This window comes from Rhodoferax potami, from assembly GCF_032193805.1.
In the GTDB taxonomy this organism is placed as follows: domain Bacteria; phylum Pseudomonadota; class Gammaproteobacteria; order Burkholderiales; family Burkholderiaceae_C; genus Allorhodoferax; species Allorhodoferax potami_A.
This window is the reverse complement of record NZ_JAVBIK010000001.1, coordinates 90,285-111,128: the sequence shown is the minus strand read 5'-3', so window position 1 is coordinate 111,128 and position 20,844 is coordinate 90,285. Positions and strand designations below refer to the sequence as shown.

Annotated in this window: 16 protein-coding genes and 2 tRNA genes; 9 read left to right on the top strand and 9 right to left on the bottom strand. The window is 59.9% G+C overall.

All coding sequences use genetic code 11. From position 1 onward, the window contains the following. Nucleotides 1-7 precede the first annotated feature (7 nt). The 4 genes from ybgF to RAE19_RS00485 all read left to right on the top strand — a co-directional run bounded on the left by ybgF (nt 8) and on the right by RAE19_RS00485 (nt 1,802). Nucleotides 8-796: a tol-pal system protein YbgF gene (gene ybgF, locus RAE19_RS00500; RefSeq protein WP_313873076.1), complete on the top strand. Its 789-nt coding sequence runs from the start codon at nt 8-10 to the stop codon at nt 794-796. Continuing rightward, nucleotides 793-1,599 carry a tRNA threonylcarbamoyladenosine dehydratase gene (locus RAE19_RS00495; protein ID WP_430962498.1) on the top strand — a complete coding sequence of 269 codons (807 nt, stop codon included), beginning with the start codon at nt 793-795 and terminating at the stop codon, nt 1,597-1,599. Before ybgF ends, RAE19_RS00495 begins: the two co-directional genes overlap by 4 nt. Nucleotides 1,600-1,643: 44 nt before the next feature. Then, nucleotides 1,644-1,719 (top strand) — tRNA-Lys (locus tag RAE19_RS00490). Nucleotides 1,720-1,726: 7 nt separating this feature from the next. Further along, nucleotides 1,727-1,802, top strand: a tRNA-Lys gene (locus RAE19_RS00485). Between the two features lie 125 nt (nt 1,803-1,927). Here the strand turns inward: RAE19_RS00485 and RAE19_RS00480 are convergent. The 6 genes from RAE19_RS00480 to dapC all read right to left on the bottom strand — a co-directional run bounded on the left by RAE19_RS00480 (nt 1,928) and on the right by dapC (nt 9,327). Then, a complete protein-coding gene (locus RAE19_RS00480; protein ID WP_313873075.1) occupies nt 1,928-3,874 on the bottom strand; it encodes an ABC-F family ATP-binding cassette domain-containing protein in 1,947 nt (648 codons plus the stop codon). 97 nt (nt 3,875-3,971) lie between these two features. Continuing rightward, nucleotides 3,972-4,874 carry a 50S ribosomal protein L3 N(5)-glutamine methyltransferase gene (gene prmB, locus RAE19_RS00475; protein ID WP_313873074.1) on the bottom strand — a complete coding sequence of 301 codons (903 nt, stop codon included), beginning with the start codon at nt 4,872-4,874 and terminating at the stop codon, nt 3,972-3,974. Continuing rightward, nucleotides 4,871-6,058, bottom strand: coding sequence for a succinyl-diaminopimelate desuccinylase (dapE, locus tag RAE19_RS00470; RefSeq protein WP_313873073.1), 1,188 nt, complete (start codon nt 6,056-6,058; stop codon nt 4,871-4,873). The genes prmB and dapE overlap by 4 nt, the downstream gene beginning before the upstream one ends. Then, nucleotides 6,058-7,227, bottom strand: coding sequence for a PilT/PilU family type 4a pilus ATPase (locus RAE19_RS00465; RefSeq protein ID WP_313873072.1), 1,170 nt, complete (start codon nt 7,225-7,227; stop codon nt 6,058-6,060). The genes dapE and RAE19_RS00465 overlap by 1 nt, the downstream gene beginning before the upstream one ends. Before the next feature lie 22 nt (nt 7,228-7,249). Next, a complete protein-coding gene (gene dapD / locus RAE19_RS00460; RefSeq protein ID WP_313873071.1) occupies nt 7,250-8,074 on the bottom strand; it encodes a 2,3,4,5-tetrahydropyridine-2,6-dicarboxylate N-succinyltransferase in 825 nt (274 codons plus the stop codon). Between the two features lie 41 nt (nt 8,075-8,115). Continuing rightward, nucleotides 8,116-9,327, bottom strand: coding sequence for a succinyldiaminopimelate transaminase (dapC, locus tag RAE19_RS00455; protein WP_313873070.1), 1,212 nt, complete (start codon nt 9,325-9,327; stop codon nt 8,116-8,118). A gap of 85 nt (nt 9,328-9,412) precedes the next feature. Between dapC and RAE19_RS00450 the strand changes: the two genes are divergently transcribed. From RAE19_RS00450 to def, 5 genes are all read left to right on the top strand, one after another. Beyond that, nucleotides 9,413-9,784, top strand: a complete 372-nt coding sequence (locus tag RAE19_RS00450) for an Hpt domain-containing protein (protein ID WP_313873069.1) — start codon at nt 9,413-9,415, stop codon at nt 9,782-9,784. A gap of 120 nt (nt 9,785-9,904) precedes the next feature. Continuing rightward, nucleotides 9,905-13,420 carry a chromosome segregation protein SMC gene (gene smc, locus RAE19_RS00445; protein WP_313873068.1) on the top strand — a complete coding sequence of 1,172 codons (3,516 nt, stop codon included), beginning with the start codon at nt 9,905-9,907 and terminating at the stop codon, nt 13,418-13,420. Between the two features lie 17 nt (nt 13,421-13,437). After that, nucleotides 13,438-14,475, top strand: coding sequence for a cell division protein ZipA C-terminal FtsZ-binding domain-containing protein (locus RAE19_RS00440; RefSeq protein WP_313873067.1), 1,038 nt, complete (start codon nt 13,438-13,440; stop codon nt 14,473-14,475). A 15-nt stretch (nt 14,476-14,490) separates the two neighbouring features. Then, the gene (ligA, locus tag RAE19_RS00435) at nt 14,491-16,581 is read left to right on the top strand and encodes an NAD-dependent DNA ligase LigA (protein WP_313873066.1); all 2,091 of its coding nucleotides are present in this window, start codon (nt 14,491-14,493) and stop codon (nt 16,579-16,581) included. After that, the gene (gene def, locus RAE19_RS00430; protein WP_313873065.1) at nt 16,578-17,117 is read left to right on the top strand and encodes a peptide deformylase; all 540 of its coding nucleotides are present in this window, start codon (nt 16,578-16,580) and stop codon (nt 17,115-17,117) included. Before ligA ends, def begins: the two co-directional genes overlap by 4 nt. Nucleotides 17,118-17,147: 30 nt before the next feature. Here the strand turns inward: def and RAE19_RS00425 are convergent, their stop codons facing one another. Genes RAE19_RS00425 through map form a run of 3 tightly spaced genes read right to left on the bottom strand, consistent with a single transcriptional unit; the run spans nt 17,148 to nt 20,816 of the window. Next, complete coding sequence (locus RAE19_RS00425; protein ID WP_313873064.1) at nt 17,148-17,393, bottom strand: hypothetical protein; 246 nt, start codon at nt 17,391-17,393, stop codon at nt 17,148-17,150. Nucleotides 17,394-17,398: 5 nt separating this feature from the next. Continuing rightward, on the bottom strand, nt 17,399-19,996 hold the full coding sequence (locus RAE19_RS00420; protein ID WP_313873063.1) for a [protein-PII] uridylyltransferase: 2,598 nt from the start codon (nt 19,994-19,996) through the stop codon (nt 17,399-17,401). 10 nt (nt 19,997-20,006) lie between these two features. Next, complete coding sequence (gene map / locus RAE19_RS00415; RefSeq protein ID WP_313873062.1) at nt 20,007-20,816, bottom strand: type I methionyl aminopeptidase; 810 nt, start codon at nt 20,814-20,816, stop codon at nt 20,007-20,009. Nucleotides 20,817-20,844 lie beyond the last annotated feature (28 nt).

The following is a 20,844-nucleotide window of genomic DNA, read 5'->3' as shown; positions in this document are numbered from 1 at the left end:
GCCGACCATGCGTTTACCGGTTCGCCGATTGCGGGCAACAGCCCTGGCCTTGGCGATTGTTTGTGGCGTAGGTCCTGCTGCAGCGGGCTTGTTTGACGATGATGAAGCACGCCGCGCCATCCTCGATTTGCGACAAAAAATCGAGGCCGTGCGCGCCGACTCAGAGCAAAAGTCAGCGGACCTCCAAAGACTGATGACCGAGGAGTCTTCTCAACTTCGCCGGTCTCTGGTGGAGTTGCAGAATCAGCTAGAGACAAGCCGGGTAGAAAATGCCCGTTTGCGCGGCCAGGTCGAGCAGCTCACCAAGGATGTGGCTGATGTTCAGCGCAAGCAAAAGGACTCTGCCCAGTCGGTGGAGGACCGTTTGCGCAAGCTTGAGCCGATGAAAATCAGCTGGGAAGGCCGTGATTTTCTCGTAGATGTAGCGGAAAAACGGGACTTTGACGCAGCGCTGGCCGTCTTTAGAAAAGGCGACTTTGCGGTTGCTGAGTCTTTGTTTTCGGATTTTTTAATTCGATACACGAACTCCGGCTTCCGTCCGTCGGCTCTTTATTGGACGGGTAGCGCTCAGTACGCGACCAAGGACTACAAGAGCGCCCTGACCAACTTCCGCTTGCTGGTTCAACAGTCGCCAGACCACCAGCGTGCGCCTGAGGCACTTTTGGCACTTGCCAATTGTCTTCTTGAGCTCAAAGATGCCAAGGGCGGTAAGAAGACCCTCGAGGAGTTGCTCAGCACTTACCCTTCCTCCGAAGCTGCATCTGCTGCTAGAGATCGTTTGGCTCGGTTGAAGTGACGGTGTCGGTCGATTTATATCCTTCAGTCGTGGATGGTGAGCGTCGATTTTCAGGACTGGCGCGTCTCTATGGCCAAGAGCCCTCTCGCAGCATCCGAAGCGCGCATGTGGCGGTCATCGGAATCGGTGGGGTAGGGTCTTGGGCTGCAGAGGCGCTTGCTCGTAGCGGTATTGCAGAGCTCACCCTGGTGGATATGGACCATGTGTCTGAGTCGAACATTAACCGGCAATTGCACGCACTGACCGACACCGTTGGCCAGTCAAAGATTGAAGCCATGGCACAGCGCATCGGGCAGATCAATCCAGCCTGCAAAGTGCACTTGGTCGATGACTTCGTGACGCAAGACAACTGGCCTGGCATTCTTGGATCCGAGGTGGATGCGGTGATTGATGCTTGCGATCAGGTTCGCGCCAAGACAGCGATCGCGGCGTGGGCCCGCCGCCATAAGAAACTGATGATTTCGGTGGGTGCCGCGGGTGGCAAGCGGGCTGCGCATTTGGTGGAGATCGGAGACCTGAGTGTCTGCACCCACGACCCCTTGCTCGCACAACTCCGGTACCGCTTGCGCAAAGAACATGGAGCGCCGAAAGAGGGAAAGTCCATCGGCGTTTCTTGTGTCTACAGCAAAGAAGCCGTGCGCGGCCCCGATGCTTCGTGCGCCCTGGAAGGCGATGGCACGCTCAATTGCCACGGTTATGGCTCTATGGTCAGCGTGACTGCAACCTTCGGCATGTGTGCTGCCGGATGGATTATTGATAAATTATCCTCAAACAGCGTTTTGACCCAAAAAACCGCGCTATAATTTGAGGCTTCGCAGGGTTCAATAAGTAATTAAAGAACACTGTCGGGACCATAGCTCAGTTGGTAGAGCAGCGGACTTTTAATCCGTTTGTCGTGGGTTCGACCCCCGCTGGTCCCACCAATTTATTGGGAATTTAGCTCAGCTGGTAGAGCAGCGGACTCTTAATCCGTAGGTCGAGAGTTCGAATCTCTCAGTTCCCACCACGGTACAAGTGGATAAAACCCGCCATCGAAAGATGGCGGGTTTTTTTACTTCTGCGAAATCTCATTCATGAGCGTCGGTAACGCACGGGAGAGGTGGTTCAGGCCTCTCCCGCGTAAAGAAGCCTTTACGCTTCCAATTGCGTGGTCAGCTCCAACCAATGCTCTTCGAGGGTTTGCAGCTCTGCATTGACTGCTTTCAAGCGTTTCCCAGCCTCAGCAATCACGGAAGGGTGGGGATTGGTAGACAGCTTGGCTTCCAATTCGGCGCCTTCGGTATTGAGGGTCGCCATTTGGGCTTCTACCTGCGCCAACTCTTTCTTCCATTTCTTGATGCTATCTGCGCTGGGTCCGGCGGGAGCCACAGGCAGGGCCGAGGTAGCAGGTGAGGGGGCAATAGCTCCTGCCTTGGCTTCCTCTTTGGCAAGCTCGCGCTGGCGCTTGGCTTCGTCCAGCAAATAGCGCTGGTAATCGTCCAAGTCGCCACCGAACGGCTCTACACCACCGCGCGACACCATCCAAAACTCATCGCAGACCGATCGAAGCAGCGCCCGGTCGTGGCTGACCAGCATCACAGTGCCTTCAAACTCATTCAGTGCCATCGCAAGCGCTTCACGGGTTGCCAAATCCAAGTGGTTGGTTGGCTCATCCAGCAACAAGAGGTTGGGGCGCTGCCAAACGATCATGCACAGCACCAGGCGCGCTTTTTCGCCCCCGCTCATGCTGCCGACTGATTGTTTCACCATCTCGCCGCTGAAATTGAAGGTACCGAGAAAGCTGCGCAGATCCTGTTCACGGGTTTGTTGTCCGGCAATTTTTCCGGCGGCTGTCATATCTTTGACCAACCGGATCATGTGTTCCAGTGGCGTCTCATCAGGTCGCAACACATCCAGTTCCTGCTGCGCAAAGTAGCCAATATTCAGGCCTTTGCCTTCAGTGACTTCGCCGCCAAGGGTTTTAAGGTCCCGCGCCACGGTTTTTACCAGGGTCGACTTGCCCTGGCCGTTTGCGCCCAAGATACCAATACGTTGACCCGCCAGAACCGACTTGCTGACGTTGTGTACGATCACCGTGGGGGGCGTGCCTTTGGGGGCATCTTCAGGGGGCGGGTAGCCAAAATTCACCCCCTGCATGGACAACATGGGGTTAGGCAGATTCGCCGGCTCTTTGAACTCAAAACTGAAGTCCGCCTCCGAGAGCAAGGGTGCGATTTTCTCCATCCGGTCCAAGGCCTTGACCCGGCTCTGGGCCTGCTTGGCCTTGCTGGCCTTGGCCTTGAAACGGGCAATGAACTTCTGCAAGTGGGCAATCTTGTCCTGTTGTTTGGAGAAGGCGTTTTGCTGCAGCTCCATTTGTTCGGCGCGCATATCCTCAAACTTGCTGTAGTTGCCGCCGTAACGCACCAGCTTGCCCATGTCGATGTGCAGCGTGACATTGGTCACCGCATCCAAAAACTCCCGATCGTGGCTGATGACGACCATAGTGCCTTCGTACTTCTTGAGCCATGCTTCTAGCCATACCAATGCATCCAAATCCAAGTGGTTGGTAGGCTCGTCCAGCAGTAACAGGTCACTCGGGCACATCAGTGCGCGTGCCAATTGCAAACGCATCCGCCAGCCACCCGAAAAGCTGTTCACCGGCTTGTCGAGTTCGGTCGTTTTGAACCCGAGACCCAAAATCAGTGCTTGTGCACGGGCTGCCGCATCGTACTCACCCGCATCGTGGAGCGCTGTGTAGGCATTTGCCATGCGCTCGTAATCATCGGTTGCCTCAGCAGCCGTCACCTCAGCACGTGCAGCCCCCAGTTGCGTGTCACCCTCGATTACAAAGTCGGTGGCACCCTGTTCGGTTTCAGGCATGTCCTGCGCCACCTGGCCCATGCGCCACTGGGCAGGAATGTAGTACTCACCGGCATCCTCATGCAGGTTGCCATTGAGCAGCGCAAACAGACTCGATTTACCGGCTCCATTGCGACCGACCAGGCCGACTTTTTCGCCCGGATTCAGGGCGACAGAGGCGCCTTCGAGCAACACCTTGGCGCTGCGGCGCAAGGTGACATTCTTAAGAGTAATCATGATGTGAATGCGGCGCTAGCCGCAGATAGTGGCCCCGCTTGTGGCGGGCAATGGTTTATCAGCCCCGACACGGAGCTGATCACTTCAGAGAAAAAGTTCAGTGTGTCTGCAAGCGCTGCAAAGCGTCATAGGTCACCAGTAGCACCTGGTCTTCACCTGCGCTTGTTTCGAGCCAGACGACTTCAAGATCCGGGAAAGCGGCTTCAAAAAAATCCCGCTCGTTGCCGATTTCCAGTACCAGCACCCCATCCTCAGACAATTTTGTGCACACGCTGCTCAAAAGAGTGCGGACAAAGTCCATGCCATCGCCACTGCCACCGGCTTGGTTACCGTCCAGGGCAATAAAGGGCTCGGCTTTGTATTCGGCAGGCAGCGCAGCCATGCTTTGGGCATTGACATACGGTGGGTTGCACAGAATCAGGTCAAAGGTGTCGTGTACCGCGTCCAAACCATCGGATTGCACCAGCGTAATGCGCTCCTGCATCGCGTGTTTGTCGACATTGATGCGTGCGACTGCCAACGCATCTGCCGAAATGTCGGCGGCAGTCACCACCACATCGGGGTACACCATCGCCGCCAGAATACCCAGGCTGCCATTGCCGGTACACAAATCCAGCACTTTGTGGGTGCTCTCCAAAAGCCAGTAGTCGATACCGCCGTCCACCAAGAGCTCTGCAATCAGCGAGCGCGGAACAATCACGCGCTCGTCGACGTAAAACGGCACACCCTGCAACCACGCCTCACGGGTCAGGTAGGCAGCAGGCTTGCGCGTGCTAATGCGCGCTCCTAAAAGCGTAGCGGCTTGCGCATATTCTTCGGGGGCTACCGGCCGTTTTGATGCTTCATCATCGGGTCCCAGCGGGGTATCCAGCGGCAGGTTCAGGGCATGCAGTACCAGCCAAGCTGCTTCGTCTGCCGCGTTGGTAGTGCCATGCCCGAAGGACACGCCGGCCTCCTCAAGTCGCTGCTTGGATTCCGCAACCAGTGCTAACAAGTTCATGCCGCACCCGCCTTGTTCAGGTTCTCGAGCACACGGCGGTAAATGTTTTTAAGCGGCTCGATATCTGCAACCTTCACATGCTCGTTGATTTTGTGGATGGTGGCGTTTGGCGGGCCGACTTCGACGACTTGGGCGCACACCTGGGCGATGAACCGCCCGTCACTGGTGCCGCCGGTGGTGGAGAGTTGGGTCTCGATACCGGTCTCCGCCCGGATGGCATCACGCACCGCATCCACCAGCGGGCCGGGTGTCGTCAGGAATGGCAGGCCGCCTATGGTCCAGACGAGGTCGTAGTCGAGCTCGTGCTTGGCCAACACGCTGGCCAATCGCTTTTGCAAGCTCTCCGGCGTGGATTCAGTTGAAAAACGGAAATTGAAGTCAATCACCACATGACCGGGGATGACGTTGCTCGCGCCAGTTCCGCCGTGAATATTGCTCACCTGCCAGGTCGTGGCCGGGAAGTAGTCATTGCCCTTGTCCCATTCGACGCCTACCAACTCGGCCAAGGCCGGGGCCGCCAAATGGATGGGGTTTTTAGCCAAATGCGGGTAGGCAATATGACCTTGCACGCCTTTGACCGTGAGCTTGCCGCTCATGGTCCCACGGCGTCCATTTTTGATCATGTCACCGGTGCGCTCGACCGAGGTGGGTTCACCTACGATGCAGTAGTCCAAAACCTCACCGCGCGCTTGCAGCAACTGGCACATCACCACGGTGCCGTCGAGTGCGGGGCCTTCTTCGTCGCTGGTTAACAGCAAAGCGATGTTGAGGTCTGGCGCCGGGTGTTCCGCCAAAAACTCTTCAATCGACACCACAAAGGCTGCCAGCGAGGTTTTCATGTCGCTCGCTCCACGGCCGAACAATTTGCCGTCGCGGTGGCTGGGTACAAAGGCGGGGCTGTCCCATTGGGCTTGCGGCCCGGTGGGAACCACGTCCGTGTGCCCGGCGAACACCAGCGTCTTTGCTATAGTTTTGCTAGCTGCTTGCGCATTGCCTGCGGGGCCTGCAGTTCGTTTTGCCCATAAATTGGTGACCCGGAAGTCATCGGGGCCGCTCTCTACGGTTTCACACACAAAGCCCAATGGGCGCAGTCGTTCGGCGATCAAGGCCTGGCAGCCACCGTCGGAAGGCGTCACCGACGCCATGGATATCAGTTGCTCGGTGAGCTGCAGGGTTCTCGTCATCAGTGTTTTACATCCAGGGTAATTTCGGTGAAAGACGCTTCATCGTCTTCCTCCGGCAAGGCGGCGCTCTGCGCGGCCTTGGTGAAGTCGTTTTGCAAACGCCACATCAGGTTGGTGGGCGAGTCCGCATGGGCCAAGCCTTCTTTGCGATCCACCACGCCGTCTCGGATCAAGCGCGCGATGTCTGCCTCGAAAGTTTGAGAGCCCTCTGCCATCGACTGCTCCATCGCTTCGCGCACCGCCGAGAAGTCGCCTTTTTCAATCATTTCGGCCACCAGCTTGGTATTGAGCAATACCTCTGCTGCGGGCGCGCGCAGCCCCGAGGTCGTGCGCATCAAGCGCTGCGACACAACCGCGCGCAAGGCGGTGGCCAGATCACCCAACATCGTGGGGCGAACCTCCACCGGGTAGAAGCTCAAGATGCGGTTCAGCGCTTGGTAGCTGTTGTTGGCGTGCATCGTGGCCAGGCACAGGTGGCCTGATTGCGCGTAGGCAATCGCAGCTGACATGGTTTCCTGGTCGCGGATTTCACCGATCAAAATCACGTCCGGCGCCTGGCGCAGCGCATTTTTCAGAGCAACTTGCAGAGACTCGGTATCAGTTCCAACCTCCCGCTGGTTGACCACCGATTTTTTGTTCCGGAACAAAAACTCCACCGGGTCTTCAATCGTCAGAATATGGCCTGACACATTTTCATTGCGGTGGTCCAGCATGGAGGCGAGGGTGGTGCTTTTGCCGGCACCGGTGGCACCGACCATCAGCAACAAGCCCCGCTTTTCCATGATCAAGTCGGCCAAAACCGGCGGCAGTTGCAGGCTGTGCAGCGGGGGCACATCCACGCTGATGAAACGGATGACCGCTGCAATCGTGCCGCGCTGGCGCATGGCACTTACGCGGAACCGGCCCACTCCGGGAATCGGGAAACCGATGTTGAGCTCGCCGGTTCGCTCCAATTCAGCAATCTGCTGCGGTTGCAACACTTCCGCTAGCAGGTTTTTGGGCGCATCAGAAGGCAGGGTCTGGCTATTGATCGGGACACATTGCCCGTTGATTTTGATGAGCGCGGGCGCATGGGCCGAGAGGTAGACGTCGGACGCCTTCTTCTCACTCATCAGGCGCAGGATGCGCTCCATCGTGCCAACGGGTTGCGCGGTGCCGGTCGTGGCCATAGTTGCCTTCCGTGGGATGCGCTTAGTCGCGCAACAGATCGTTCAAGCTGGTCGTGGAGCGTGTTTTGGCATCGACCTTTTTCACAATGATCGCTGCATACATGCTGTATTTGCCGTCACCCTTAGGCAGGTTGCCGCTCACCACCACCGAGCCGGCAGGCACGCGGCCGTAGCTCACAGTGTCTGTGGCGCGGTCATAAATCGGAGTGCTTTGGCCGATGTACACACCCATCGAGATCACCGAGTTTTCCTCGACGATCACACCTTCGACCACCTCGGAGCGCGCGCCCACGAAGCAATTGTCTTCAATGATGGTCGGGCCCGCTTGCATGGGTTCCAAAACGCCACCAATGCCGACACCACCAGAGAGGTGCACGTTTTTACCGATCTGAGCACAAGAGCCCACCGTGGCCCAGGTATCGACCATGGTGCCCTCATCCACATAAGAGCCGATGTTGCAGTACGACGGCATCAGGATCACGCCCTTGCCCTGGAAACTTCCGCGACGTGCCACTGCCGGAGGCACCACGCGCACACCGGTCGCCTTCATGGCTTCAGCGCTCATGCCGGCAAACTTGGTAGGCACCTTGTCATAGAAGCCGAGGTCGCCGGACTGGACAATTTCGTTGTCTTTGAGGCGAAAGCTCAACAACACTGCCTTTTTGATCCACTGGTGGGTCGTCCACTGGCCCACGCCCTCACGAGTAGCTACACGCAGGCGGCCCGCATCGAGTTCATTCAGGACATGTTCCACGGCATCGCGGACTTCAGCAGGCGCAGAGGCCACAGAAATATTCGCGCGGTCTTCCCACGCAGCTTCGATCACGGTTTGGAGTTGTTGTGTCATGGTGTTTTCAGGAGTTAAAGGGGGAGGGGGCCGCGCTGTGCTCAGGCCGCCCGGTTTTTCACAAATTGCACGATGCGTTGGGCAGCTTCGACACACTCTGCGGTCTCTGCGACCAGCGCCATGCGGATACGGCCTGCGCCCGGGTTGAAACCGTGGGCTTCACGTGCCAGGTAGCTACCCGGCAACACGGTCACATTGTATTGAGCGAGCAAGTCACGGGCGAACTCGGTGTCGCTGCCTTTAACATCCGCCCACAAATAGAAGCCGGCATCCGGCAAAGCCACATCCATGACTTCGGCCAGAAGTGGCGTGACTTCGGCAAACTTGGTACGGTACTTCGCCCGGTTATCAATGACGTGGGCCTCGTCGTCCCATGCGGCAATGCTGGCCGCCTGCACCACCGGACTCATTGCGCTGCCATGGTACGTGCGGTAGAGCAAGAACTTTTGAATCCATCGCGTATCGCCCGCGCAGAAGCCGCTTCGCATACCTGGAACGTTGCTGCGCTTGGACAGGCTGGTGAACGACACCAGATTCTTGAAGTCAGTTCGTCCCAGGCGTGCTGCGGCTTCGAGGCCGCCCAAAGGCGCCTCGTCCCGGAAATAGATCTCGCTGTAGCACTCGTCCGACGCAATCACAAACCCGTATTGATCACTCAGGGCAAACAGCTTCTCCCACTCGGAGAGCGGCATCACGGCGCCCGCGGGGTTGCCCGGGGAACACACAAACATCAGTTGGGTGTTTTGCCAGATCGAGGCTGGCACGCTGTCCCAGTCCTGGGCGAAATTTCGATCAGCGACAGACGGTACAAAGTAAGGCTGCGCACCACTCAACAGCGCCGCCCCTTCGTAGATTTGGTAAAACGGATTGGGGCACACCACCTGCACCGTGCCATCGCAAGCCGAGGGGTTGATGACCACCTGGGCAAAAGCGAACAAGGCCTCCCGCGATCCATTAACCGGCAGCACCTGGGTGGCCGGGTTGAGCGCGAGCCCATAGCGGCGCTGAATCCAGTTGACCATGGATTGACGGAGCTTGGGGTCACCAGCCGTCGCGGGGTAGGCAGCGAGCCCGCTCTCTCCGGATTGGATCGCGTGGCAATAAGCGTCCTTGATCAGTTGTGGTGTCGGGTGGCGGGGCTCGCCGATCCCCAGGCTGATCGGGCTGAAGGCCGCGTTAGGCGTGACTGCGGCAAACAATTGGCGCAGGCGTTCAAAGGGGTAGGCCTGCAGGCGGGACAAATTCGGATTCATGGGGCGGCATTATCCCTGAGTCATCGTTAAACTCAGGGGCTGCTGGCCATCGGGTTAGCCCAGCTTTGAATTTGAGGAGTGAGCCATGTCAGCAATCCCATCCCACGGTGATGCCCCACGCTACCTGAATATTGCGGGTGCCATGGAGCAAATCGGCGATGAAGGCGCGTTGCGAGAGATGCTGCCCATGGTGCTCGAGTCCTTGACGAACGATGTGCCTGCCATTACCGAGCTGTTGGCCCAGGGCGATATCAAAGGAGCCAACCACCTGCTCCACCCCTTGAAGGGTTTTATCCCGATTTTTTGCACCACCGAGCTGTATGGCCGTGTGTCCGAGGTCGAGCTCATGAGCAAAAAGGGAGACGTTGCTGCGGTGTCTGCCGCTTACGCCGAGTTGGCGCCTGAACTGCTCCGTTTGAAGGCTGAAGTCGCCCAATACCTCGGACTTGCTGCTTAGGCCGCCTGCCGCTTTCAGGTGTTGAGGGCACCGCGCGGTATCATCCGCGGCTCAGCTGTGTCGGTGTGAGACCGGCAAAGCTCAATAAAATCAAATACTTAGCGTCAATCAAGCTCCACCGTGCGACTCAATTCCATCAAGCTCTCGGGCTTCAAGTCATTTGCTGAACCCACGAACTTCCTGCTCCCCGGGCAACTGGTCGGGGTGGTGGGGCCGAATGGCTGCGGCAAATCCAACATCATGGATGCGGTGCGTTGGGTGCTGGGTGAAAGCAAGGCCAGCGAATTGCGCGGCGAGTCGATGCAGGACGTGATCTTCAACGGCACCACGACCCGCAAACCTGCCAGCCGATCCAGTGTGGAGTTGGTGTTTGACAATGCCGACCACCGCGCCGGGGGCCAGTGGGGTCAGTTTGGAGAAATTGCGGTCAAACGGGTGTTGACCCGGGACGGCACCAGCAGCTATTTCATCAATAACCAGCCGGTGCGCCGCCGCGATGTGCAAGACGTGTTCCTTGGCACTGGCTTGGGGCCGCGCGCTTACGCCATCATCGGCCAGGGCACGATCAGCCGGATCATTGAATCCAAGCCAGAAGAGCTGCGCCTGTTTCTGGAAGAAGCAGCCGGGGTCTCCAAATACAAAGAGCGGCGTCGCGAAACCGAAAATCGCCTATCCGATACCCGCGAGAACTTGACCCGGGTGGAAGACATCTTGCGCGAGCTGGGGAGCAACCTCGACCGCCTGGAAAAGCAGGCCGAGGTCGCGCAAAAGTACAACGCCTTGCAGGCCGAAGTCACCCTGAAGCAGCATCAGCAGTGGTTTTTGAAGCGGGCTGAGGCCCTGGCAGACAAAGCCAAAGTGCAAACCGAGGGCCTTGCCGCGGTTAACGCGCTTGAGGCGCGTATGGCCGATCTGCGCCATATCGAAGCCGATCTGGAAACCGTGCGGCAAGCGCATTACGCAGCGGGCGATCAGGTGAACCAAGCCCAAGGCTTGCTGTACGAGGCCAGCACCGATGTCGGCCGCTTGGAGGCCGAAATCCGCTTTGTGGTGGAAGGGCGTCAGCGGGTCGAGCAGCGCCTGATCACTTTGAAAGAGCAAATCGCCCAGTGGGCCACCCGCAAAGACGACGCCCAGAACGAAATGGAGCGGCTTGCCGAGCTGGCGGCTATGGGCGAAGAGCAAACCGAGTTGCTGGCCGCCCAGGTCGAAGAGCAGGCGCAACAGCTACCGGACGTGGAAGAGGCACTAGCCAAGGCCCAGGGTGCTGCCAATGACCAGCGCGGCGCGGTCACTCAGGTGCAACAGCAGATCCAGGTGTTGGCTGCCGAGCAGCGTGGCATTGAAGAGCAAAGCCGCCAGCTGGGTAGCCGCCGTGACCGGCTTTCCACTGACCGCAATGCGCTGTCTGCCCCGGACGAATCCCGCTTGCAGGGTCTCCAAGAGCAGTTAGAAGTTGCGCAGGAAAGCCATCAGATTGCGGACGCCCGCCTGCAAGAGTTGCAAGAAGCCGTGCCCCAGCTGGACGAGGCCCGCAAAGAGCAGCAAAGCCGGGTTAACGCCGAGTCTTCACGCCAATCCGACCTCTCCGCCCGGCTCGAGGCCCTCAAAGCCCTGCAAGAAAAAGTCAAGACGGACGGCAAGTTGCAACCCTGGCTGGCCAAACATGGCCTGGACCATTTACAGGGACTGTGGAGCCGCATCCATATCGAACAAGGCTGGGAAAACGCGCTCGAAGGCGCACTGCGCGAGCGACTGGGCGGGCTGGAGGTGTCCCGCCTCGACATGCTCAAAGCCTTTGCCCACGAAGGCCCCCCCGCCAAACTCGCGTTTTACAGCCCGCCTTCGGCGCAGGTTTCCGAGCCCTCCGGCCGTTTGCCGCGCTTGTCAGATTTGCTGCGCGTTCACGACGCGGGCCAAAAAGCGGTGCTCACCGACTGGCTGCACGGCTGTTACACCGCCAGCAGTTTTGAAGAAGCGCTGGGCCAGCGCGACCAATTAACGGCTGGCGAGAGCATCTTCGTCAAATCAGGCCATGTGGTCACCGCTCACAGCGTGAGTTTTTACGCCCAAGACTCGGAGCAGGCAGGCTTGTTGGCGCGCGCGCAAGAGATTGAAAACCTCGAAAAGCAGGTCCGCGCCCAGGTGCTGATCGCCGATGAATCGCGGGTCGCGCTGAGCCGCGCCGAGAGCGCCTATGCCGAGAGCGCCCAGCGCCTGGTAAGTGCCCGTCGCGAAGCCGCGGAAACCCAGAGCCGCGCGCACGAGCTGCAAGTGGAGACGCTGCGCTTGTCGCAGATGTTGGAGCAAACCCGTGCACGCAGTGCACAGATTGCAGCCGACATGGCGGAGGTGGAAGCCCAGCTCGACGATTTGCAGGAGCGCCGGGTCGAGGCAGAGGCCCGCTTCGAGTCTTTGGACATGCAGCTGGCCGATAGCCAGGAGCGCCACGCCCAACTGGACGAGCGGGTCATTGAGCTCCAAGGCAAGTTAAACCAGTGCCGCGAACAACAGCGCAGCCTCGAGCGGCAGGCGCAAGAAGCAGTGTTTGCCCAGCGCAGTTTGCAAGCCCGCAATGCCGAGCTCTCGCGCGCCATTGAAACCGCCATCCAGCAAAACCAGAGCATTCAGGCCGAAGAGCAGCGGGCGCAGGATGAGCTGAATCGCCTGACTGACGCCGCTGCGCAAGCAGGGCTGCAAAACGCCCTGGCCTTGAAGCTCGAGCGGGAGCAGGCCCTGGGTGCCAAGCGCAGCGAATACGACGACCTGACCGCCAAGCTGCGCGCCAGCGACGAGCGCCGCTTGCAACTCGAGCGTGAACTCGACCCCTTGCGCCAGCGCATCACCGAATTCCAGCTCAAAGAGCAAGCAGCGCGCTTGGGCTTTGAGCAGTACGAGAACCAACTTGCCGACGCGCAAGCCGATCTCGTTGCGGTCGAGCAGAGCATCAAAGATGGCAATGTGCGGCTGTTTGGCATGCAAGGCGACATCGACCGCCTGAACCGCGAAATCACAGCGCTGGGTGCCGTGAACCTGGCAGCGCTGGAAGAGCTGGCTGCCGCCCGCGAGCGCAAGCAGTTCCTTGATATGCAAAACGTCGACTTAAGCCAGGCCATGAACACCCTGGAAGACGCGATCCGCAAAATCGACGCCGAAACCCGCGAACTGTTGTCAGGCACCTTTGACCAGGTGAACGCCCATTTCGGCCGCATGTTCCCTGAGCTCTTCGGCGGTGGTAATGCGCGCCTCGTCATCACCGGTGACGAAATTCTAGACTCCGGTGTGCAGGTGATCGCCCAGCCGCCGGGCAAGAAGAACCAGACCATTCACTTGCTGTCGGGCGGTGAAAAAGCACTCACGGCGATTGCGCTGGTGTTTGCGATCTTCCAACTTAACCCCGCACCTTTTTGTTTGCTCGACGAGGTGGATGCGCCGCTGGATGACGCCAACACCGAGCGTTACGCCAAGCTGGTGTCCGCCATGAGCAAGGGAACCCAATTCCTGTTTATCAGTCACAACAAAATCGCCATGGAAATGGCAGAGCAACTCATCGGCGTCACGATGCAGGAGCAAGGCGTCTCGCGCATCGTCGCGGTGGACATGGAGTCTGCAGTACACCTCGCTGAGCTCGCCTGAACGGTAACCACATCACTATGAGCAACTTACAAATCGGTTTGGCCATCGCGGGCGGCATCGTGTTGGCCGGAGTCGTGGCCCACGGTGCCTGGTCCTCGCGCCGCAGTGCCCCCCGCCAGGCCCAGCCACTCCAAGAGCCTACGGACGACACCTCGGCCATGGAGCCGGGTCTGACCGAAGTGGACGCAGATACCCCCGCCTTCAACTTGCCCCGTCCACCGGCTCGGCCCGCCATGGACTCCCTGATCGATGTGATCGCCACCATCGCCCTGGACCCGGCAACCCCGGCAGTCTCTGGTGATGCGGCCTTGGCCGCCATGCCCGCCACCCGGCGTGCCGGCACCAAGCCTTTTTCGGTGGAAGGGTTCAACCTGAACACGCAGGTCTGGGAAGTGCCCGCCGCTGGGCAGCGCTACGGGGGCTTTCAAGCAGGTGTGCAGCTGGCGAACCGCTCCGGCGCGCTCAACGATATTGAGTACTCCGAATATGTGGTCAAAACCCAGGCCTTTGCGGACGCTATCAACGCCACGCCTGAGTTCCCTGAAATGATTGACGAAGTGGCCCGCGCCCGCGAGCTCGACCACTTTGCCAGCGCGCACGATGCGCAGCTCGGCTTCACCATCCGCGCCCGCAATGCGTCCTGGAGCCCCGGCTATATCCATCAAAATGCTGCACGCCTTGGCTTTGTGGCCGGTGCAATACCCGGTCGCATGGTGCTTCCGGCAGCGGCCGAGGGCTTGCCACCCGTGTTGGTGCTGGGTTTTGATTCCCAAGCCGCGCTTGCAGACGACCCGGCCCAAAGTGCAATACGCGAGCTCTCCTTGCACCTTGATGTGGCGCAGGTGGACCGCGGTGAACAGCCGTTTGTCCGGATGCGGGAAACCGCCAATGCCCTGGCACAGGCCATGGAAGGCGTGGTTACCGACGACCACGGTCAACCATTGGCGCCCCAAACCATGGATATGATCGCCGCCGACCTGCAGGTGCTCTACGACACGCTGGAGCAGCGGGACATTGCCGCCGGCTCGCCGATTGCGCGCCGCCTCTTCAGCTAAGTTTTTCTCTTCTTTATGGCTACGCTGGACTTGTTTTCACTAGAGCCGGCACAGCCGGATGCCGCTGCCCACCAACGCCTCGTGGCCCTGCGCGAGCAACTGCACGCCCATGGCCATGCGTATTACGTCCTTGATGCCCCCACGGTGCCGGACGCGGAATACGACCGGCTGTTCCGGGAGCTCCAAACCCTGGAAGCAGCTCACCCGGAATGGGCGAGTGCGGACTCCCCGACGCAACGGGTAGGCGGTAAACCCCTCGATGCCTTTACCAGCGTGCGACACGCGGTGCCCATGCTGAGCATCCGGACCGAAACCGACACCGAATCGACCGGTGCCCAGGCCTTTGATGCCCGGGTGCGCAAGGAGCTGGAGCTCAGCGATTCAGATCCCGCAGTGGAATATGTGGCAGAGCTTAAGTTCGACGGCTTGGCCATGAACCTGCGTTACCAGCAGGGCGTATTGGTGCAAGCAACCACCCGTGGCGATGGCGAATACGGTGAAGATGTGACCCAAAACATCCGCACCATCGGCCAGATCCCTTTGCGCTTGCCCGAGGGTGTGCCGCCAGTGCTGGAAGTGCGTGGCGAGGTGTACATGCGCCGCGATGACTTTGAAGCGCTGAATGAGCGCCAACGCAACCGGATTGCGGCTGGCGAAAAAGGGGAAAAGACCTTTGTGAACCCACGCAACGCTGCTGCCGGCGCCGTGCGGCAACTCGACCCGGGCATTGCAGCGCAACGCCCCTTGAGCTTTTTCGCCTACGGGCTCGGTGAAGTCACACCCGCTACCGCAGGCGGCCCGCAGTTCGGCACCCATTTCGCCATGCTCCAAACCCTCAAATCATGGGGTTTTCCGGTCGCAGCCGAGGTGGATATTGCGCGTGGCGCTACTGAATTGATAGCGTATCACCAGCACATCGGTGCGCGGCGCGATACCTTGCCGTTTGACATTGACGGCGTGGTCTACAAGGTCAACAGCCTTGCTCTCCAGCAACGCCTGGGTTTTGTGACCCGGGAACCCCGTTGGGCGGTCGCGCACAAATATCCGGCCCAAGAACAGCTCACTACTGTGCTGGCGATCGATGTGCAGGTGGGCCGCACCGGCAAGCTCACGCCGGTTGCCAAGCTTGCCCCGGTGTTTGTGGGGGGGGTCACTGTCACCAATGCCACCCTGCACAACGAGGACGAGGCCCGCCGCAAAGACGTGCGGGTGGGAGATACCGTGATTGTTCGCCGTGCCGGCGATGTCATTCCTGAAGTGGTCTCGGTAGTGGCCGAAAAGCGGGTGGCCGATGCCCCGCAGTTCACCATGCCGCATATCTGCCCGGTGTGCCAATCGGCGGCGGTGCGGGAAGAGGGCGAAGCGGACTACCGCTGTACCGGTGGCCTGTTTTGCAGCGCCCAGCGCAAGCAGGCCATTTTGCATTTCGCCCAGCGCCGCGCGGTGGAAGTCGAAGGCTTGGGCGACAAGCTGGTCGAGCAGCTGGTGGACGCCAACGTCATCCGCAATCTGCCCGATCTGTACCGGCTCGGTCTGAACGCGCTGGCGAGTCTGGACCGCATGGCCGACCGGTCCGCCCTCAACATCCTAGAAGCGCTGGAGAAATCCAAGCGCACCACCTTGCCTCGCTTTTTGTTCGGGCTGGGCATCCGCCATGTGGGCGAAGCCACTGCCAAAGAGCTGGCCCGGCACTTTGGCACCCTGGATGCCGTGATGAGCGCCAGTGAAGAAACACTGCTCGGTGTGTCCGATGTCGGGCCTATCGTGGCCAAGAGTATTCGCACCTTCTTTGAGCAGCCCCACAACCGTGAGGTGGTCGAACAACTGCGCGCTTGCGGCGTGACTTGGCCTGAGGGCGCACCTGCTGACGCCGGCCCCAAGCCTTTGGCCGGCATGACGCTGGTGCTCACCGGCACCTTGCCAACTCTGGGTCGGGATGCCGCCAAAGACCTGATCGAGGCCGCAGGTGGCAAAGTCAGCGGCTCGGTGAGTAAAAAGACAAGCTATGTGGTGGCCGGGTCTGAGGCCGGAAGCAAGCTGGACAAAGCCCGCGAGCTGGGCCTGGCAGTGCTGGATGAAGCCGGTTTATTGGAGCTGCTGAAATGACGGTCCGAGACATTCTCAAAATGGGCGATGCCCGCTTGCTGCGCACCGCGCAGCCGGTCACCGCCTTCGACAGCGATGCGCTGCACCTCTTGATCACCGACCTGCTGGACACCATGCGGGCTGCGAATGGTGCCGGTTTGGCGGCTCCGCAAATCGGGGTCGACCTGCAGGTGGTGATTTTTGGCAGTAACGATCGCAACCCGCGCTACCCTGACCGGCCGGTGGTGCCTCCCACGGTGCTGTGCAATCCGGTCATCACCCCGATGGGTGAGGCCGAGGAGAGCGACTGGGAGGGCTGTCTGTCGGTACCCGGCCTGCGGGGCCAAGTGCCGCGTTGGACCCATATCCGCTACACCGGATTTGACCAATACGGCGACGCCATCGACCGCACGGTAGAGGGTTTCCACGCGCGTGTGGTGCAGCACGAGTGCGACCACTTGTGGGGCAAGCTGTACCCGATGCGCATGCGGGACTTCAGCCAATTCGGCTTTACCGAGGTGTTGTTCCCGGGCATTGCCGCAGCCGAAGACGACTGATAGAGGCGGGCGACCCGGCCCTTGGGCGGCTCAGGTGATTTTGAAAACGGTGAGCTGCCGCTTGCCGCCCACCTTGTGCTCGTAAGCGGCCCACTGCTTGATGCCTTTCACCAAGACCTGGTTGCTCACGTCTTTGACCGGCTTTTTTGCGCTCAGCTGGGCCGTGACCCAGTCCTGGATGTGGGGCAGGGTTTCGGCCTGTTGGCCGGTAGGGATCAGCAGTTCTTTTCCGGCCACAGAGCCAGCTGCAGTGACGGTAATTTCAGTAGCGGGCATAGGTGTCAGGACGCGAGGGCGTCCAGTATTTCGGTCTCAATGTCGATCTGGGCCCGGTTGTGCTGAAGCTGCGAGCCATGGATCAAAAAGGTGTCTTCCACCCGCTCACCCAGGGTCGCGACCTTGGCCAGTTGCACCACGATCTGGTGCTTGGCCAACACCCGGGCGATGCAGTAGAGCAGGCCCAAGCGGTCGCTGGCAGAAATATTGAGCAGCCAGCGCTGGGCTTTTTCATCGGGTTTGAGGGACACGCGGGGCGCAATCGGAAAGCTTTTGACCCGGCGTGACACCCGGCCACGGCTAGGCGCCGGCAGGGGCCCTGCTTGGGCAATCGCGTGGGCCAGCCCGTTTTCCAGCAAGCTGGTCATCTCGCGGTAATGCTCGTCCATATCGGCCGAGGTCACCACCTGGAAGGTGTCCAGCGCATAGCCCTTTTTGGTGGTGTGGATGCGGGCATCCAGAATGCTGAATCCGCCCTGGTCGAAATAGCCGCAAATGCGGGCAAACAAATCCGGCTGGTCTTGGGTGTAGACCAAGACCTGCAGGCCTTCGCCCACAGGCGAACGGCGCACCCGGACAATCGGCTGTTCGGTCCCCACCAGGCGCGACAACTGCTTGGTGTGCCAGGCAATGTCGGTGGCGTCGTGGCGCATAAAGTAGCCCACATCCAGCGTGTCCCACAGCGGCTTGTGCGCCTCAAAGGGCAGGGCGTAGAGGGCCACAATGACCAGCGCCTCGCGTTTGCGCTGTTCCACCTCGGCATCCGCATCGGGGGCGCGGCCGCCCAGTGCGCGCGCGGTGTAGCGGTACAGGTCTTCGAGGAGCTTGCCCTTCCAGGCATTCCAGACTTTCGGACTGGTGCCCCGGATATCAGCCACCGTGAGGAGATACAGCGCCGTCAGGTAGCGCTCGTTGCCCACGCGTTGCGCAAATGCCTGGATCACATCGGGGTCCGAGAGGTCTGACTTTTGGGCGATGCGGCTCATGGTCAAGTGTTCGCCCACCAGAAACTCGATCAGCTTGGCATCTTCAGTCGGGACTCCGTGGTCTTTGCAGAAGCGGCGCGCTTCGACGATGCCCAGCTCGGAATGGTCGCCACCCCTGCCCTTGGCAATGTCGTGGAAGAGCGATGCGATGTACAAAATCCATGGCTTGTCCCAGCCGGAGGCCAGCTGGGAGCAAAACGGGTACTCGTGCGCATGCTCCACCATGAAGAAACGGCGCGCATTGCGCAGCACCATCAGGATGTGCTGATCCACGGTGTACACATGGAACAGGTCGTGCTGCATCTGGCCCACGATTTTGCGAAACACCCACAGGTAGCGGCCCAGCACCGAGGTCTGGTTCATCAGGCGCATGGCATGGGTAATGCCTTCAGGCGCTTGCATGATCTTCAGGAAGGTCGCGCGGTTGACCGGGTCTTTGCGGAACCGGGCGTCCATTAGGTCGCGGGCGTTGTAAAGCGCGCGCAAGGTCCGGGCAGACAGGCCCTTCACCCCGACCGTAGTCTGGTAGACGAGAAAGGTCTCCAGAATCGCATGCGGGTTGTTGCGGTACAGGTCGTCACATGACACATCGATCATGCCCGCCTTGTCATTGAAGTGCTCGTTGATCCGGCGTGGCGCATGGGTGGAGGGGTTGAGCCGCTCCTCGATGTTCATCAACAAAATCTGGTTCAGCTGGGTCACCGCCTTGGCGGCCCAGTAGTAGCGCTTCATCAGCGCTTCACTGGCGCGCACCATTTGCTTGCGGTCTTTGTCGGCTTGCACTGGCACAAACCCGAACGACTCGGCAACTGCGTTTTGCAGATCAAAAATCAAGCGGTCTTCGCGGCGCTTGGCAATGAAATGCAGCTTGGCGCGAATCAGCAGCAGCAGGGTTTCGTTGCGTTCAATCTGCTTGATTTCAAACGCGGTGGCGAGGCCGCCCCGGGCCAGATCGCTCCACTGCTCGCCGTAGCCGGCGGCCTTGGCCACCCACAAAATCACCTGCAGGTCGCGCAAACCACCGGGGGATTCTTTGCAATTGGGCTCGAGCGAGTAGGGCGTGTCTTCAAATTTGGTGTGGCGCTGGCGCAGCTCCAAGGTCTTGGCGACAAAGAACGCCTTGGGGTCCATGGCCTGCCGGTAGGCCTCTTGGAAGGTCGCCACCAGTTCTGCGCTGCCGGTGATCAGGCGGCACTCCAGCAGAGCGGTTTGCACGGTGACGTCTTTTTCAGCCTCTGACAAACAGTCCGAGAGCGTGCGCACGCTGGAGCCGATTTCTAGGCCCACATCCCAGCAGGTGCCGATAAAGGCTTCTATGCGCTTTTTGAGTTCGCTGTCGGTGTCTGCCGACTGGCCATCGGGCAAGAGCACCAGCACATCCACATCGGAGTGCGGGAACAGCTCTGCGCGGCCGTAGCCGCCCACGGCCAGCAAGGCAAACGGTTCGCCCAGACCCGCGGCCAGCCACAGTTTGCGCAGCACCTCGTCGGTCAGGTCGGCCATATGCTGCAACACCCTGCGCACTTGGCGGCCGGTCGCCTGAGGCGAGGCCACTTGATCCAGCAACTGGCCCTTGCGGGCCCGGTAATCAGTGCGCAGTGCTTGCAGCTCGGTCATCGTGGGGCGGTCAGACGGTCACAAAGTCAGGGGTGGCGGGGCTGCCGGCAGACAAGGTCAACACCTCATAACCGGTGGGGGTCACGAGCACGGTGTGCTCCCATTGCGCGGACAAGGAGCGGTCTTTGGTCACGATGCTCCAGCCGTCTTTCTCGGGGCCATCTTTGATGTCTTTGCCGCCCGCGTTGATCATCGGCTCGATGGTGAAAGTCATGCCTTCCTTGAGTTTCTCAAGGGTGCCGGGCTTGCCGTAGTGCAGCACTTGGGGCTCTTCATGGAACACTTGGCCGATGCCGTGGCCGCAAAACTCACGCACTACGCTGAAGCCCTTGCCTTCGGCAAAACGCTGGATCGCGTGGCCGATATCACCGAGGTGGATGCCGGGCTTGACCATCTGGATGCCGACCCACATGGCTTCGTAGGTAATGGAACACAAGCGCTTGGCTGCAATCGAGCAATCACCCACCAGGAACATGCGGCTGGTGTCGCCGTGCCAGGTGTCTTTGATGACGGTGACGTCGATGTTGACGATGTCGCCTTTTTTCAGCTGCTTGTCATTGGGGATGCCGTGGCACACCTGCTGGTTGACCGAGGTGCAGATGGATTTGGGGTACGGCGTGTTGCCGCCACCGGTGTAGTTCAAGGGCGCAGGAATGGCGCCTTGCACCTGGGTGATGTAGTCGTGGGCCAGCTTGTCGAGCTCGTTGGTCGTCACGCCGGGCTGCACGAAGGGCGTGAGGTAATCCAGAACTTCAGAGGCGAGTCTGCCCGCGATGCGCATGCCGGCAATGCCTTGGGCGTCTTTGTAAGTGATAGTCATGGGGCAGGATTATCCCATCCGCCAGACA